General features: G+C 34.0%; 18 protein-coding genes. 16 read left to right on the forward strand and 2 right to left on the reverse strand.

The features are described from left to right. Positions 1–600: 600 nt before the first annotated feature. Genes fliD through fliT form a run of 3 tightly spaced genes read left to right on the forward strand, consistent with a single transcriptional unit; the run spans position 601 to position 2,761 of the window. On the forward strand, positions 601–2,034 hold the full coding sequence (gene fliD, locus A9G08_RS00790; protein WP_065561861.1) for a flagellar filament capping protein FliD: 1,434 nt from the start codon (positions 601–603) through the stop codon (positions 2,032–2,034). Positions 2,035–2,045: 11 nt separating this feature from the next. Beyond that, positions 2,046–2,414 carry a flagellar export chaperone FliS gene (fliS, locus tag A9G08_RS00795; protein WP_065561862.1) on the forward strand — a complete coding sequence of 123 codons (369 nt, stop codon included), beginning with the start codon at positions 2,046–2,048 and terminating at the stop codon, positions 2,412–2,414. A 2-nt stretch (positions 2,415–2,416) separates the two neighbouring features. Beyond that, on the forward strand, positions 2,417–2,761 hold the full coding sequence (gene fliT, locus A9G08_RS00800) for a flagellar protein FliT (RefSeq protein ID WP_065561863.1): 345 nt from the start codon (positions 2,417–2,419) through the stop codon (positions 2,759–2,761). A gap of 247 nt (positions 2,762–3,008) precedes the next feature. On the opposite strand, the gene fliE is transcribed toward fliT, so the two are convergent. Beyond that, complete coding sequence (gene fliE / locus A9G08_RS00805) at positions 3,009–3,320, reverse strand: flagellar hook-basal body complex protein FliE (protein ID WP_065561864.1); 312 nt, start codon at positions 3,318–3,320, stop codon at positions 3,009–3,011. 153 nt (positions 3,321–3,473) lie between these two features. Between fliE and fliF the strand changes: the two genes are divergently transcribed. The 13 genes from fliF (at position 3,474) to fliR (ending at position 14,082) form a co-directional block, all read left to right on the forward strand. Continuing rightward, the gene (gene fliF / locus A9G08_RS00810) at positions 3,474–5,168 is read left to right on the forward strand and encodes a flagellar basal-body MS-ring/collar protein FliF (protein ID WP_065561865.1); all 1,695 of its coding nucleotides are present in this window, start codon (positions 3,474–3,476) and stop codon (positions 5,166–5,168) included. Further along, positions 5,168–6,166 (forward strand): flagellar motor switch protein FliG, encoded by a 999-nt coding sequence (gene fliG / locus A9G08_RS00815; RefSeq protein WP_065561866.1) that lies wholly within the window; start codon positions 5,168–5,170, stop codon positions 6,164–6,166. Before fliF ends, fliG begins: the two co-directional genes overlap by 1 nt. Continuing rightward, positions 6,150–6,908 carry a FliH/SctL family protein gene (locus A9G08_RS00820; RefSeq protein ID WP_081299432.1) on the forward strand — a complete coding sequence of 253 codons (759 nt, stop codon included), beginning with the start codon at positions 6,150–6,152 and terminating at the stop codon, positions 6,906–6,908. The genes fliG and A9G08_RS00820 overlap by 17 nt, the downstream gene beginning before the upstream one ends. Continuing rightward, positions 6,898–8,295 (forward strand): flagellar protein export ATPase FliI, encoded by a 1,398-nt coding sequence (fliI, locus tag A9G08_RS00825; RefSeq protein ID WP_065561868.1) that lies wholly within the window; start codon positions 6,898–6,900, stop codon positions 8,293–8,295. The genes A9G08_RS00820 and fliI overlap by 11 nt, the downstream gene beginning before the upstream one ends. Further along, positions 8,279–8,743, forward strand: coding sequence for a flagellar export protein FliJ (fliJ, locus tag A9G08_RS00830; RefSeq protein ID WP_065561869.1), 465 nt, complete (start codon positions 8,279–8,281; stop codon positions 8,741–8,743). Before fliI ends, fliJ begins: the two co-directional genes overlap by 17 nt. Next, on the forward strand, positions 8,733–9,824 hold the full coding sequence (locus tag A9G08_RS00835) for a flagellar hook-length control protein FliK (RefSeq protein ID WP_065561870.1): 1,092 nt from the start codon (positions 8,733–8,735) through the stop codon (positions 9,822–9,824). The genes fliJ and A9G08_RS00835 overlap by 11 nt, the downstream gene beginning before the upstream one ends. A 175-nt stretch (positions 9,825–9,999) precedes the next feature. Further along, the gene (locus A9G08_RS00840; protein WP_065561871.1) at positions 10,000–10,461 is read left to right on the forward strand and encodes a flagellar basal body-associated FliL family protein; all 462 of its coding nucleotides are present in this window, start codon (positions 10,000–10,002) and stop codon (positions 10,459–10,461) included. 5 nt (positions 10,462–10,466) lie between these two features. Beyond that, positions 10,467–11,498, forward strand: a complete 1,032-nt coding sequence (fliM, locus tag A9G08_RS00845) for a flagellar motor switch protein FliM (RefSeq protein ID WP_065561872.1) — start codon at positions 10,467–10,469, stop codon at positions 11,496–11,498. A gap of 46 nt (positions 11,499–11,544) precedes the next feature. Then, on the forward strand, positions 11,545–11,859 hold the full coding sequence (fliN, locus tag A9G08_RS00850) for a flagellar motor switch protein FliN (RefSeq protein WP_370632649.1): 315 nt from the start codon (positions 11,545–11,547) through the stop codon (positions 11,857–11,859). A 13-nt stretch (positions 11,860–11,872) separates the two neighbouring features. Then, a complete protein-coding gene (fliO, locus tag A9G08_RS00855) occupies positions 11,873–12,244 on the forward strand; it encodes a flagellar biosynthetic protein FliO (RefSeq protein WP_065561874.1) in 372 nt (123 codons plus the stop codon). A 1-nt stretch (position 12,245) separates the two neighbouring features. Continuing rightward, positions 12,246–12,989 carry a flagellar type III secretion system pore protein FliP gene (fliP, locus tag A9G08_RS00860; RefSeq protein WP_065561875.1) on the forward strand — a complete coding sequence of 248 codons (744 nt, stop codon included), beginning with the start codon at positions 12,246–12,248 and terminating at the stop codon, positions 12,987–12,989. A gap of 14 nt (positions 12,990–13,003) precedes the next feature. Then, a complete protein-coding gene (fliQ, locus tag A9G08_RS00865) occupies positions 13,004–13,273 on the forward strand; it encodes a flagellar biosynthesis protein FliQ (protein ID WP_065561876.1) in 270 nt (89 codons plus the stop codon). Between the two features lie 5 nt (positions 13,274–13,278). Further along, entirely contained in the window at positions 13,279–14,082 is an 804-nt protein-coding gene (fliR, locus tag A9G08_RS00870) for a flagellar biosynthetic protein FliR (RefSeq protein WP_065561877.1), read from the forward strand. A gap of 131 nt (positions 14,083–14,213) precedes the next feature. Here fliR and A9G08_RS00875 read toward each other — a convergent pair whose 3' ends face one another. After that, positions 14,214–15,395, reverse strand: coding sequence for a serine hydrolase (locus A9G08_RS00875; protein WP_065561878.1), 1,182 nt, complete (start codon positions 15,393–15,395; stop codon positions 14,214–14,216). Positions 15,396–15,398: the final 3 nt, after the last annotated feature.

Raw genomic sequence — 15,398 nt, forward strand, 5'->3', positions numbered from 1 at the left:
TTATTCAATACTTTTGCTGATGATTTAGTTATCGGTATTAAAAAAAGAAACTTTAATATTTTTTTTTATTTTTATTTTATGTCGTCGAATAAAACCGAATAACTAATTAAGTTTGATAAAACGCTCAGAGGTCCTAATACATTTTTATATGTAAATTAATCGGTAAAAAACAGTTGATAGCCTTATTTAATAAAGGCCGCAGCAAAAGTGCCGAAACTCCTATCTATTTAAATAATTGCAACATATTTACTAATAATAGAAATTATATTAGAAAGATCACTACTTAATTTTATTTTTAAATAACGCCCACCATCCTTAAAAACATTTAGCTTTTAACACTTTAAAATATCAAAGTTCATTGATTAAAAAGATAATTTATAACTCCAGTAGCGATATGTCACCTACATCTTTTTACAGTGCAAAATTGATATGGATATAACATTGATAACTAAATAAATAACTGGTTTTTGAATAGATAAAATCGTCTAGCAATATATGCATTGCCAAAACCTAATTATTTATTAGTAAAAATATCTAAACTTTTTATTACATCAGTCGATAAAACAAGAGATGAAAGAATTTATAATAGGATAATAAAACATGGCAATGAGTATATTGGGGATTGGTTCTGGTATTGATTTAAATGAAGTATTAGATCAATTAGAAGCGGTAGAAAAAAACCGTCTTACGCCAATAAAAGCACAGCAAAAAACAATTAATAATAAAATAAGCGGTTTTGGCAAATTAAAAAGTGCATTATCAACATTTAATAGCGCAACAGCAAAACTACAAAAAAAAGAGCTGTTCCAAGCTAGAACGGTATCGGGCAATGACAACTACTTTACTACTAACGTAAGTAGCAATGCTCAATTAGGTAATTATGCAGTGAGTGTGCAACAACTTGCTAGCGCACACAGCGTTGCTACTAATACAATAAACGATAAACAAACAGCGTTAGGTAACAATAATGAAACGCGAACAATCACCATCGAACAAGCTAATGGTCAAAAATTAAATGTCACTTTAGGCAAAGATGAAACATCCTTAGAATCAATCGCAAATGCAATTAACCAAGCTAAAGTGGTTAATGAAGATGGCTCAATCAGTGAATCTCCAGTTAATGCTACAATTGTTCGTTCAGGAACCGATAGCTATCAACTGGTTATCACATCTAAAGAAACAGGTGAACAACAAACGATAACTTCAATATCATCCGATGATGAAAAACTCAATTCATTAGTTGGTTTTGATATTAATCAAGCTGATTCATCAGCAATGAGCGAAGTCGCTAAAGCGCAAGATGCTAAATTTAGTTTTAATGGTATTACCGTCAATAGTGCATCAAATACCGTTAAAGATGTCATCCCTGGCGTTGATATCACTTTAAAAGCAGTAACCACCACATCGCAAAATTTAACTATTAACGCAGATAACGAAAAAACCCAAGAGGCACTTAAAGAGTGGGTGGAGGCATTTAATCAATTACAATCAACGATATCAACCTTAACTCAATTTACTGCTAGTGATGCCAATTCAGATGAATTAAATAGTAATAATGGACCACTGGTTGGTGATTCAACACTACGTAATATAGATCAAAGTATCCGATCTATCTTTTCGAAAGGTCAAGCTGGTGAAATCTCTGTATTGGCTCAAATCGGTATCAATATGGATAGTAATGGCAAGCTAATTATTAAAGAAAACGAATTAGAAAAAGCCCTCAAAGAAAACAGTGAAGCAGTCGCCATGCTATTTATTGGTGATGGTGAAACGACAGGCATAGCTAACGAAGTATGTGCCAAAGTGAGTAGCTTCATTGATAGTGATGGCATGATTGATACCGCAACTAACGGCTTAAACTCAACCTTAAAATCATTAGATAAACGCTATGATCAAGTTAACAACTCTATTGAGCAAACTATTGAACGTTATCGTGTACAGTTTACTAAATTAGATATCTTGATCAATGAATTAAATGGCATGAGCAATTACTTAACCACACAATTCGAAATGATGGCGAACATGAAAAAATAAGGAATATAAAAATGGGAGTTCAAGCTTATAAGCAAGTTAATTTAGAAACGAGTGTTAATCAGGCTTCGCCACATCAGCTTATTGTTTTATTATTCGAGGGCGCACTTAATGCTATTCGTTTAGCTGAGTTATATATAGAAAAAGGGAATATTGCAGGCAAAGGGCAAGCCATTTCGAAAGCAATTAATATTATAGATAATGGACTTAAGAGTTCACTTGATCTAGAGCAAGGTGGTGAAATTGCCGAAAATTTAGATCAATTATATCAATACATCAGTCAGCAGTTGGTTTTAGCCAATTTACATAATGATAAAGACAAACTGCAAGTCTGTTTTAATTTGCTTGATAACATTGCTCAAGCTTGGCGGGAGATAGCATAGTTATGGGAATATCAGTTTTAAATAATAATTTATTATTAGAACAATATGAAAAGCTTAATTATGTTGTTGAGCAAATGCTAATTAATGCACAAAAAGAAAACTGGGAATCATTAATCAGCTGGCAAGCTCAATACCACCAATTATCTAAAGATATCCAACTAATTGATACGATACCATCACCACAGCAAGATATGATTCGAATGTATATCAATAATATTTTGGGTTATCAAGAGCAATTAGAACAATTAATACATCTACGGCATGATGAACTTACCAGACTCATTGGCGAGCAGGTTAATTATCAAAATAAAATAGACAGTTACCAAAAAATTGCCAACCTAGCATAATTCACTAAGTAATCAAAAAAATAGACTAAAAATAATTGAGGAGCGGGGTTTTTAGCGATTTTAAAGTGCCAAAAACCCCGCTCCTCAAACTTTTTTTATTATTAATTTAAACTGGATAAAGTTATAAAAGGTGAATAATAGGCTGACTTTTTAACAATCTTTTTAACAAAATAGATGAAAGCCAATTTTTGATAAAAATTGGCAGTTGATGAATGACGATTTTTAAACAAATAAAATAATTAATAAGTTAAACATTCATATTCATGATTTCTTGATACGCCGCTACTAACTTATTTCTAACTTGCACGCCAAATTGCAAAGAAACCGAAGATTTTTGCATATTAACCATTACTTCATTTAATGAAACATTAGGTTCACCCATTTCAAAAGCTTTAGCTTGCTTACTTGCCTCAATTTGAGTTTGGCTAATTTTATCTAATGCCATTTTTAATTCAGCAACAAAATTTTGCTCTTTACTTACCTGTTGATTCGAAGAAAAATCCAATTTAGTTGCCGGATTAAAAGCCTCGATACTGTTCATCATATTAATTATATTCATCTTAATAAAATTACCGCTTAAATTATCACAAAGATAACAATCTAAAAGCGATAACTAAAGGGTAAAGCATGTGCTTTTTTAGCTATTGATTTTTATAAATACACAGATAATAGACCCTAGAATTAATCTAACCTGTTTAGAATTAGGATACATATGGATAGCCAGTCAGTAGGTAACAAAGGCGAATCAATATTGAATAAGTTACCATTTATCAATCAATTAAAACAAAATCGAAAAATGCTGCTCCTTATTGTAGGAGTGATCGTAATAGCTATAAGTAGTATCACCTATTTATGGCTTAAGAGTGATGATTACGGTGTGCTATTTAGTAATTTGAATGATAAAGATGGCGGTGAAATCATTAGCCAACTTGATAAGATGAATATTCCTTATAAGTTTTCATCATCCGGTACAACGATCTTAATTCCCGAAAATAAAATTTATGATACTCGCCTACGAATTGCTCAACAAGGTTTACCTAAAGGCGGTGCTATCGGTTTTGAACTGCTTGATAAAGAAAGCTTTGGAATGAGCCAGTTCAATGAACAAATCAATTATCAACGAGCATTAGAAGGCGAATTATCTAGAACAATTTCAATCATTAGTAGTGTTGATGATGCCAGAGTGCATTTAGCTATGCCAAAACCCTCTTTATTTGTTAGAGAAAGAAAATTCCCTTCTGCATCAGTCGCATTAACTTTATTACCTGGTCGCTCGCTATCTCAAGGTCAAATTGACGCTATTATCCATCTAATTTCAAGTAGTGTGCCGGAATTACAAGCGGATAAAGTCACTATCATCGATCAAAACGGTAATTTATTGACTGGAGAAAAATACCGCGATACTAACGTTAATGTTGCCCAATTAGAATATAGTGAACGAATCGAAAATTTGGTGCGTGAACGCGTAGAAAAAATCATTATACCGATTTTAGGTAAACAAAATGTTAAAGTTCAAGTTAATGCTGACATTGACTTTAGCCGTCAGGAATCAACATCCGAAATCTATGATCCTAATAGCGATGTTAACAATCAAACCATTCGCAGTAAGCAGCAAGTTGAAAACCGTCAATTAGCATCAAGCAATGCTATTGGTGGTGTACCAGGGGCTTTATCTAACCAACCAGTACCAACACCAAGTGCACCAATTGATGGAGAGAATGAAGCAAAAGATAAAGACGACAAGCAAAAAATGTATCATTTACAATCCAATAATACGTTGAACTTTGAAGTTAATCGTCAAATTATTCATAGCAAAATTCCTGAAGGTCGTATCAAGCGCTTATCTGTCGCGGTTCTAGTTAATTACAAATTTGCGACAATCAATGAAGTTGCATCGTCAAATGAAGAAAATCAAAAAAATGAAGCGGTCGAAAAATGGGTAAAACTCGATAAAGAAGAGCTTACTCATATTGAGGCGCTAGCACGTCAAGCTATGGGATTTTCAGACTTGCGTGGTGATTCATTAACGGTGGCAAATTTGAAATTTACAGATCAAATAGATGATGAAAATGACGCCATCACCTTTTTACAAAAACATGAAGTTTACGACATGCTGAAAACGGCAATTAAATATCTAATTTATATCTTAATAATATGGTATGCATGGCGAAAAGTACTGCGTTCGGTATGGATTAAGATTCAAAGACAATACCTCAATACGGATAAATCTGACGGCACGATGGGCGCTGAAGATAAGCTTGATTATAAAGCACACAGTAAACTGCAACAGAAAATTTTTGAAGATAATATGCAACAACAGCAATACATCCGAAAAATTGTCGAAAAAGATCCTCGTGTAATGGCTCTCATTATTCGTGGTTGGATGAATAAGAAGGACACCGAGTAATGAATTTAAGTGAATCTCAAAAAGCAGCGACAATTTTAATGATTTTAGGTGAAGAATTAGCTGCAAAAGTAATGCAATTTTTAGACCATAAAGAGGTACAACAAATTAGTAGTGCCATGATGGGATTGCCACAATTAACACAAGAACAACTCAAAAATATTCTTAATGAGTGTCAAACCACACTTGATGATTGTGCCGTATTAAATACCGATACTAATGGCTATCTACGAAAAGTTCTCGAAAAATCAATTGGTAGTGATAAAGCCAGCCGTCTACTTGATGAACTATTAGATACCGATATTGAAGATACTACCGATGGCTTAAAAATGCTTAACTTTGTTGATGCGGCCAGAGCTGTTGATTTGGTTAAGAAAGAGCATCCACAAATTATCGCCACAATTTTAGTTCACTTAAATCGTGACTTAGCTGCTGAGATATTAAATCTATTTGATGATGATCTGCGTAATGATGTAATGCTACGTATTGCAACCTTCGGTGGAGTAGAGCCTTCAGCGTTAGAGGTATTATCAACATCGTTATCAACTTTACTACATGGACAAAATATTAAGCTTAATAATATGGGGGGTATCCGCACCGCAGCAGAAATCATCAACCTGATGAAATCACAACAAGAAGAATTGGTTATCAATGCATTACGTGATTATGACAATGAGTTAGCTCAAAAAATCATTGATGAAATGTTCTTATTCGAAAATCTGGTTGATGTGGATGATAGAAGTATCCAACGTCTACTCAAAGATGTGGATAATGAAACCTTAATTATTGCCCTGAAAGGTGCGACAGAACCATTACGGGAAAAATTATTATCGAATATGTCGCAACGTGCTGCATCTATATTACGTGAAGATTTAGAAAACAGACCACCAGTGCGCTTGTCACAAGTTGAAACCGAACAGAAGAAAATTTTGGTTATTGCTCGTCGTTTAGCTGAAACCGGTGAGATGATCTTAAGTAGCGGTGATGATGAATATGTATAATCAAGCTAATACCTTAACTTGGAAACCATTACACTTTCAAGATTTAGCAGAATCATCACCACTCATTCCTGAAACCGATGAGCAAGAAGAGTGTGAACCAGAACTTGAAATAGTCGATGAGGCCGATACCAATTTTATTGATATTAATAGCCCTGAAATAACGCTAGAACTTGAAAATATCAAACAACAAGCACGAGAAGAAGCCTATCAAGAAGGTTTTAATCTAGGTAAAGAAGAAGGTTTCAATATTGGTAAACAAACAGGGTATGAGGAAGGGTTAACAATAGGCCAACAAGAAGGCCTGGAGAAAATAGAACAACAGATAAACGAAGAAAAATTAAATACTGTTGAATCCATCAAAAATCTAGCAATTCATTTTCAGCAGTCAATTAATCAAATTGATGAAAAAATTGTACCAAAGCTATTTGATCTCGCTTTACTTGCCGCTGAAAAAACTGTTGGTTCGTTATCCAAAGTAAAACAAAAACAATTAATGCATTCGATCAAGTCATTAATTGAACAAAATACAATTGCACCGATTGTGGTTCGAATCAATCCGAATGATTTTTTATGGCTAGAGCCACAACTAGATGATCAACTAAAAAATGAATGGCAATTTATTGCCGATGCAAATATAGAATTAGGTGGCTGCAAAATATTTACTGAAACAAATGAGATCGACGCAAGTATAACCAATCACTGGCAAATTATTTCTGACACAGTGCATGGAGATGAGCGTTAAGGTGAGCTTTTGTACGCAATGGGCAACTAAAATTGATAGTGCTAAACAGAAATTAGAGTCTACATCTTTAATTCGTCAATATGGTCGATTGGTTAAAGCGTCTGGTCTTGTTCTAGAAGCTATTGGTTTAAAACTACCATTAGGATCCAACTGTTTTGTTGAACGACAATTAGATGGCAAAATCCAAGCGGTTGAGTGTGAAGTAATTGGTTTTAAAGCAAAAACACTATACCTCATGCCGTTTGAATCAACAGACGGTATATTACTCGATGCAAGAGTTTATACATCACAATATGATTTAACACATTTTAGCCACAAAGTTTTACCAATTGGTATGGGGTTATTAGGCCGAGTTGTCGATGCAATGGGAAAACCTCTCGATGGCAAACCATTACCTGAAGATATCGAATATGAAGGATTAATTAATAAAACACTAAATCCGCTAACCCGAACACCAATTCATCAAGTTCTCGATGTTGGCATTCGTGCAATCAATGCATTATTAACCGTTGGTCAAGGTCAGCGAATGGGGCTTTTTGCAGGTTCAGGCGTTGGTAAAAGTGTTTTACTTGGCATGATGGCAAGATACACCAAAGCCGATATTATTGTGGTTGGTTTAATCGGTGAGCGAGGTCGAGAAGTAAAAGATTTTATTGAAAATATTTTAGGTGAAGAGGGCTTAGCTCGATCTGTTGTTGTTGCCGCGCCTGCTGATGTATCGCCATTATTACGTCTACAAGGTGCAGCCTACGCGACTAAAATTGCTGAAAAATTTCGTGACCAAGGATTTAATGTATTACTCATTATGGATTCATTAACACGCTACGCCATGGCACAACGTGAAATAGCCTTAGCCATCGGTGAACCACCAGCGACTAAAGGATATCCTCCTTCAGTATTTGCAAAATTACCAGCATTAGTTGAAAGAGCCGGTAATGACGCTGAAGGCAAAGGCGCTATTACCGCTTTTTATACCGTGCTAACCGAAGGTGATGATCAGCAAGATCCTATCGCTGACTCAGCTAGAGCAATTCTCGACGGACATATTGTTTTATCCCGTTCTCTTGCCGAATCAGGTCATTATCCAGCTATTGATATTGAAGCATCAATAAGTCGCGTGATGACAGAACTAACCAAAGACGAAAAAAAATCACGGTTATTTAAGCAATTATTTTCAAGTTTCCAACGTAATCGTGACTTAATTAATGTTGGCGCTTATGTAGCAGGAACCGATCCTTTATTAGATAAGGCAATAACGCTTTTTCCTGCTATGCAACAATTTTTACAACAAGGAATTTATGAACATTGTAGTTATCAAGACGCTTATCAACAGTTAGCAAGAATTGTTGATTCAAACTTAGGAAAGAACAATGGCCAATCAATATAATGGTAAATTTGCCTTTTTAACATTAAAAAAGTTAGCTGAAAAATCAGTCGACGACAAATTGATTAAATTAAAAAATGCGCATGATAATAAGCGTAATGCTCAATCACAACTAAATGTATTGAATGATTACTATAATGAGTACCAACAGCGCTTAAATAAAGCGTTATCAGTTGGCATTACAGGATCAGAACTGAACAATTTTAATGCTTTTATTACTGCTATTGAGCAAGGGATCACACAACAAAAAAAGTTATTGTTAACTTTAGAAATTAAACAAAAACAGATTACCAATGAGCTAAATCAATCACAAAAAAGTCTCAATACTTACACCACATTATTGGATAAACAAGATAAAAAACTACTGCTACAGCAAAGCCGTTTACAACAAAAATTAACCGATGAATTTGCACAGCAGCAGTTAGCAAGGAGAATGTTGAATGAATATTAATCAATTTAGTGATATCCCATTAATATCACCTATAGAATTGAATGAAGTATCAATTATTGAAGACGATTTTTTTCAGCTTTTATTACAGTTTAATGAAAAACAAGGCGAAAATAATAGCCTAGCCAAAGCTAATATTTTCGAGAACAAACTCGATCATCAATTAGATGATCAAGAAGAGGAAGATAGTGATGAATTATTCACACTATTTCCACTAACTTTGCAAGTCGAAGAACAGCCTATAATTAATAATGAGCATAATCATACTGAACAGCCAGCAATACGTGAATTAAAAATTAATACTACAGCTAATGATATACTTTTAAAGGCACCAATTTCTGATGATATAACACTCAATGTAGATGAAAAAGCAGCAGAAATACTCACTATTATTAATAGTAGTGAACAAGTGATCATTAAAGCAAATGAACAAACAAGCTTGCTAACGAATGATGAACATTATATATCAACCAATATAAATTCAGTTAAAACCTCAAATCAACCATTACCAACTCTTACTAATACTCAAAATAATAATATCGATTTACCTATCACCAATTTTGATATTAACCACTTTGAACAAGAACCTACATTACTAGTCCATAGCCCAAATCAATTAACCACATCAACACCATTAATTGAAAGTCAAAAAACGTTAAATATAAATTTACCTATGCCAATGGATATTACTGAATGGCAAAAAACATTAAACGAAAAAATTAGTCTCGTTTGTCGTCAAGGTATCCAAAATGCGGAAATCAAATTACATCCTGAAGAATTGGGTTCGCTACATATTAAATTGGCAATAGTTGATGACAAAATGAACCTTCACATGGCTGTTGCACATAATATGGTTAAAAGCGTGTTAGAATCAGCTTTACCGCAATTAAGAACTTCATTGGAAGAACAAGGTATTATGTTAGAGCAGACCGATATTAGTGATTTTTCAATGATGAATGACTCCTCATCACCTTATAAACAAGAGTTTGAAATAGAACAATTAATGGACGATAAAAATCAAACACTTCATGAACTTGATCATCCATCAAACATTGTTCAATCAGGATTAAGTATTTTTGCCTAAATAATAGTAATTGAAACAGTACTACGTTTTGATAGCTAGAGATTAAAAAGGTTGAATAGGTCATATTTTTACTGCCTATTCTTCCAATTAATTCTCAAAGCATGATTTATTATTTTGGTAATTTTTGGCTATTTAAATAGACATTTCATTAATTTTCATTGAGACAATAATAAATATGCAAACTACCAAGAAAAAAATAAGTATTTTAAATCTAGTACTTATTTTAATTACCCTTTTAGCAACAGGTTTTGCTGCTTATTTATGGTTACAAGATTCTCCTAAAACGACGCCCCATGTAGAACCAGAAGTGTTATCACCGGTTTTTTTAACATTAAAACCTTTCACAATTTCACTTCCACCATCTAAAGAAAATTTAGAAATCAATAAAATTCTATACGTTGGTATGGTGTTACGCGTCGCTGATGAAGAACAAAAAACCGTTTTATTAGATTATCTTCCTGAAGTAAGAAGTGACGTACTTTTGTTAACTTCAAAACAGTACGTTAATAATTTAAAGAAAGAGTCAGGCAAACTTGAATTACAAGAGCAGATAAAAATGGCATTATCTCGCCAATATGATGCAAAACATTCAGTAAAAATTGATGAAGTTCTATTTACTGATTTCATTGTAAGGTAATTATCATGTCTGATAAGCTTCAACCTAATACCGATAAAAGTGAATCTTTGCATTCACAAAATAATTCAGCCAGCATAAAAAATGATGCTGAGCAAAATTATCATTTACAACAAAGTAAACGGACTGAAGTTAAGCCTTATGATATATCAGTTAAACATAGCTTTATCCCTGAAAGACTAACCGCGTTAGAGATTATTAATGAACGCTTTGCACGTCAATTTAGAATTGGATTATTTAATTTATTACGCCGAAATACTGATGTTATAACCTCACCCATTGAACCCAAAACGTTTAAAGAGTTTTCACATGTTTCAGCAACCAATCATTTAAATTTAGTTCATCTTAACCCTTTGCGGGGAAGTTGCTTATTTTCATTTTCACCTGAATTAGTATTTATTGTTGTTGATACTCTTTTTGGTGGGGATGGCCATACTACTAATGTTGATACTGAAGGACGAGAGTTTACTCATACTGAGCAAGAGATTATTCGACGAGTATTAAGTCTTGCTTTAACAACTTATCAAAGCTCCTGGATTGATGTATACAATATTGAAACCGAATACATCCGCTCTGAAGTAGAAAGCAAATTTACCAACATTACCAGCTCGCCTGACGATGTTGTGTTAACTTCATCATTTTTAGTCGAAATTGGTAATTTTAAAGGAACATTTTGCATATGTATTCCTTATGCAATGGTTGAACCAATTAAAGAGCTATTAATTAAACCACCGATAGAAAACCAAACTCACCAAGATGATAACGTGTGGATGAGCTCACTGACGAGTGGTATTAAACAATCAACCGTTGAGTTAGTCGCAAACTTTACAAACATTCAAACAACTGTTGCCAAATTATTAGCATTAAAAGTCAGTGATATTTTGGATATCGAAAAACCAACAAGCCTTGATGTCACCATTGGCGGTGTACCAGTATTAAAAGGTCATTATGGTAGCGTAAATAAACAATATGCAATCCAAGTAGATCAGATAAGCAATCCAGTTTTAGAACAATTGAATGAAGGAGTGTTCAATGAGTGATATACCAAGTGATGATAGCCAACTAAATATTAGTGATGAATCAGTAATGAAAGAAGCTATTTTCGAAACCCTTTCACCACAACCAACAGACGTAAAAAAGCAAGATATTAACCTTATCCTAGATATTCCAGTTAATCTAAGCGTAGAACTTGGTCGAACCAAAATGGCCATTAAAGATCTTTTAAATTTAACTCAGGGTTCAGTTATAGCCTTAGACGGCTTAGCTGGTGAACCTTTAGACATCCTTATTAATGGCTATTTAATTGCGCAAGGTGAAATCGTTGTAGTTGGAGATAATTATGGAGTACGAATTACCGATATTATTACGCCATCAGAACGTGTTCGTAGATTAAGCCGTTAAAAATGAGATAACCATGACCCAAACTTTATCCGCCATTCCAGTAGAATCAAGCCTATATAGCCAGATCGGCATGGCATTTTTTTGTGTAATTGCTGTTATCTTATTTTTAGCATGGATAATAAAACGAATTGGTTGGAAAAAGTCTACCAAACAATTCATTGATATTAAAGCAACTTATAATATAAGTGCTAAAGAGCGCATTCTTCTGGTTTATGTTGATCATCAATTACTGGTAGTTGGTGTTACTGCACAACAAATGACATTACTGCACACCATAAATGAACAACGCACTGAAATGTTATTAGCTGAGCCCGCTGAGGTTGAGCAATTGTCAAAAAGTAACCTGTTTAATCAGATATTACAATCTGTGTTAGACAAGAGGTAAGATAGTGCGGTTAATACATATTATTTTGCTAAACGTACTGTTTTTTAGTCAATGTAGTTTTGCTCAATTATCACCATTAACAATTGTTTCTCAAACACCCTATCAAGAAGGACAAAGTTGGTCTTTACCTGTTGAAACCTTAGTCTTTTTAACTTTACTCACTTTTATCCCTATTATTCTACTACTAATGACGAGTTTTACTCGGATCATTATTGTATTAGGATTATTGCGAAGTGCACTTGGCACACAATCTGCACCACCTAATCAAGTGATAATAGGCATTGCGTTATTTATGACATTTTTTATCATGTCACCAACACTCGATAAAATATATCAAGAGGCGTATGTGCCTTATTCGAAACAACAAATCACCATGCAAGAAGGGTTAAATGAAGCAACAAAACCGCTTCGTGAATTTATGCTCTCTCAGACTCGTGAAAGCGATTTAGGGTTATTTGTAAATATGTCTCATACGAATGAAATTCAAACTCGTGAATATATCCCACTACGAATTTTGGTGCCGGCTTTTATCGTTAGTGAACTCAAAACCGCTTTTCAAATTGGCTTTACACTGTTTATTCCTTTCTTAGTAATTGATTTAGTTGTCGCCAGTACCTTAATGGCGTTAGGGATGATGATGGTCCCACCAGCAACGGTATCTCTACCATTTAAAATTATGTTGTTTGTATTAGCTGATGGCTGGCACTTACTATTAGGTTCGTTAGCACAAAGTTTTTTTAGTTAAAGTAAAGGAATATAATGCCATCTGAATATATTAGCCATTTCGCCATACAAGCCATCAAGGTTGCAGCATCGCTTGCTGGTCCTTTATTAATAGCGGCACTGGTTACAGGATTAATTATCAGTTTACTACAAGCAGCAACCCAAATTAATGAGATGACGTTATCTTTCATCCCAAAAATTTTGGCTGTTATTCTAGTATTAATTATTTTAGGTCCATCAATGCTAACCACAATGATCGACTATATTCGCCTTGTCATCACTAGCATTCCCAACCTAACAAGTTAACCTTAATGGATTTAGCTATTGTCGATCTATTGAATATTGATTTTTTTGCTTGGGTTCAATCAAGTTTTCTCCCTTTTGTTCGTATTTTAGCTTTAATTATGGTCGCACCAATCACTGGCGAAAAAGAAGTACCAAACCGTGTAAAAATAGGTTTAGCAATACTTATTGTCATTGTGTTACCTTTACCAAAGTTAGACGACAACCTTACCCTTTATTCGTTAATGGGCATCTGGATTATTGCTCAGCAAATCATGATTGGCATCCTAATTGGTTTTGCAATACAACTTACCTTTATGACGGTTAGATTTTCGGGGGAGTTAATTAGTATGCAAATGGGATTAGGAATGGCCACTTTTTATGATCCTATCAGCGGTCCATCAACCTCGGTATTATCACGTTTAATTAATATTATTGCTATGTTGATATTTCTTAGCTTAGATGGTCATTTATGGTTACTTTACGGATTAGCTAACAGTTTTGATATCATTCCTATTACGGTCTATCCTTTAAAACAAAACGGCTATTTAGCCTTAATCGAAATAACGGGTCTATTATTTAATAACGGTATTATGTTGGCATTACCATTAATGACATTATTACTTATTATTAATCTGTCATTGGGCTTATTAAATAGATTTACACCACAACTATCAATTTTTGTGGTCGGCTACCCGCTTACATTATTATGTGGGCTAACGATGTTATCGTATCTATTTTCTGCTTTACCATTGTTTGTCGAATCAATTTTAGAACAGATCTTTTCAACAATTTCTCGAATCTTAATCTATCTTGCTGATGTATCTACTTAGTAAAAAAAGTTGAGGAACGGGGTTTTTGAACGCCTAAATTAGAGATAATTAACGCTTGATAAAATCAAATTTTGCTTAAAATAAAAAACCGCTGCGTAAACAAAAGTCACACAGCGGTTATTAAGAAAAAATTAATTAAATAATTTATGGAATTGTAAACATATCCAATCCCAAATGCCGCCGAAGAATCCAGTTTCCTCAATATTTTCAAGCGCAACTAAAGATTGTTCATTGATAACTTTATCATCCAATAAAAATTGAATTTTACCAACCGAGGTTCCTTTGGTTATTGGTGCATAAATATAATCATCAATGGTATATTGCACTTTAACATCTGCTGAACGACCTTTCGGCACTGTGATATAAGCGCCATTGATCGCACCTAATTTAACTTTATTTTCATCACCATACCAAATTGACTCAATCGCGAGTGGATCATTGGGTTTTACTGGATTTGCCGTTTCAAAGAATCTGAATCCCCACGTAAGTAATTTTTTACTTTCTTCTTCACGACCTTTAAATGTTCGACCACCCAATACCGCTGAAATTAAACGTGTATTACCATCAACAGCAGAAGCAACAAGGTTATAACCGGCTGCGTTAGTATGTCCAGTTTTAATGCCATCTACATTTAATGTAGTATCCCAAAGTAATCCATTACGATTCATTTGAGGTTTAGAAAGATTGTAGGTAAATTCTTTTTCTTTATAAATTGCATATTCTTTTGGTAAGTCACGGATTAAAGCCTGACCTAACAACGCCATATCTTTAGCTGTGGTATATTGACCCGGTGCATCAAGCCCGTGCACAGTTTCAAAATGAGTGTGTTGTAATCCAATTTTTTTCGCATATTCATTCATCAAATTAACGAAAGCACCTTGGCTACCTGCAACATGTTCAGCCATAGCAATACATGCGTCGTTACCCGATTGAATAATGATACCTTTATTTAAATCAGAGACCGAAACAGTCTTACCGACTTCTAAAAACATTAATGATGAGCCTTTTAATACTGGGTTACCTGTTGCCCAAGCATCTTTACTCACTAATACCATATCATCATTTTTAATTCGGCCTGATTCTAAGGCTTGACCAACAACATAACTTGTCATCATTTTAGTTAAACTTGCTGGATCACGTTGTTGTTCCGCATTATATTGCGCTAAAATTTCGCCAGATTTGGCATCCATTAAAATATACGCTTCAGCATCTAGTTGTGGAATAGCCGGTATAGGAAAAGCCATTTCCGCAGAAGCAGAAGAACATATTGCGAGCACTAATAATCCAAAAGATAATTTAAATTTCTTTTTCATTTA

The organism is Gilliamella sp. wkB195 (assembly GCF_001690445.1).
Taxonomy (GTDB): Bacteria; Pseudomonadota; Gammaproteobacteria; order Enterobacterales; family Orbaceae; genus Gilliamella; species Gilliamella apicola_E.

Coding starts and splice junctions, on each gene's coding strand:
- fliD (WP_065561861.1), top strand. CDS start 601: ATGGCAATGAGTATATTGGGGATTGGTTCTGGTATTGATTTAAATGAA.
- fliS (WP_065561862.1), top strand. CDS start 2,046: ATGGGAGTTCAAGCTTATAAGCAAGTTAATTTAGAAACGAGTGTTAAT.
- fliT (WP_065561863.1), top strand. CDS start 2,417: ATGGGAATATCAGTTTTAAATAATAATTTATTATTAGAACAATATGAA.
- fliE (WP_065561864.1), bottom strand. CDS start 3,320: ATGAATATAATTAATATGATGAACAGTATCGAGGCTTTTAATCCGGCA.
- fliF (WP_065561865.1), top strand. CDS start 3,474: ATGGATAGCCAGTCAGTAGGTAACAAAGGCGAATCAATATTGAATAAG.
- fliG (WP_065561866.1), top strand. CDS start 5,168: ATGAATTTAAGTGAATCTCAAAAAGCAGCGACAATTTTAATGATTTTA.
- A9G08_RS00820 (WP_081299432.1), top strand. CDS start 6,150: ATGATGAATATGTATAATCAAGCTAATACCTTAACTTGGAAACCATTA.
- fliI (WP_065561868.1), top strand. CDS start 6,898: ATGAGCGTTAAGGTGAGCTTTTGTACGCAATGGGCAACTAAAATTGAT.
- fliJ (WP_065561869.1), top strand. CDS start 8,279: ATGGCCAATCAATATAATGGTAAATTTGCCTTTTTAACATTAAAAAAG.
- A9G08_RS00835 (WP_065561870.1), top strand. CDS start 8,733: ATGAATATTAATCAATTTAGTGATATCCCATTAATATCACCTATAGAA.
- A9G08_RS00840 (WP_065561871.1), top strand. CDS start 10,000: ATGCAAACTACCAAGAAAAAAATAAGTATTTTAAATCTAGTACTTATT.
- fliM (WP_065561872.1), top strand. CDS start 10,467: ATGTCTGATAAGCTTCAACCTAATACCGATAAAAGTGAATCTTTGCAT.
- fliN (WP_370632649.1), top strand. CDS start 11,545: ATGAAAGAAGCTATTTTCGAAACCCTTTCACCACAACCAACAGACGTA.
- fliO (WP_065561874.1), top strand. CDS start 11,873: ATGACCCAAACTTTATCCGCCATTCCAGTAGAATCAAGCCTATATAGC.
- fliQ (WP_065561876.1), top strand. CDS start 13,004: ATGCCATCTGAATATATTAGCCATTTCGCCATACAAGCCATCAAGGTT.
- fliR (WP_065561877.1), top strand. CDS start 13,279: ATGGATTTAGCTATTGTCGATCTATTGAATATTGATTTTTTTGCTTGG.
- A9G08_RS00875 (WP_065561878.1), bottom strand. CDS start 15,395: ATGAAAAAGAAATTTAAATTATCTTTTGGATTATTAGTGCTCGCAATA.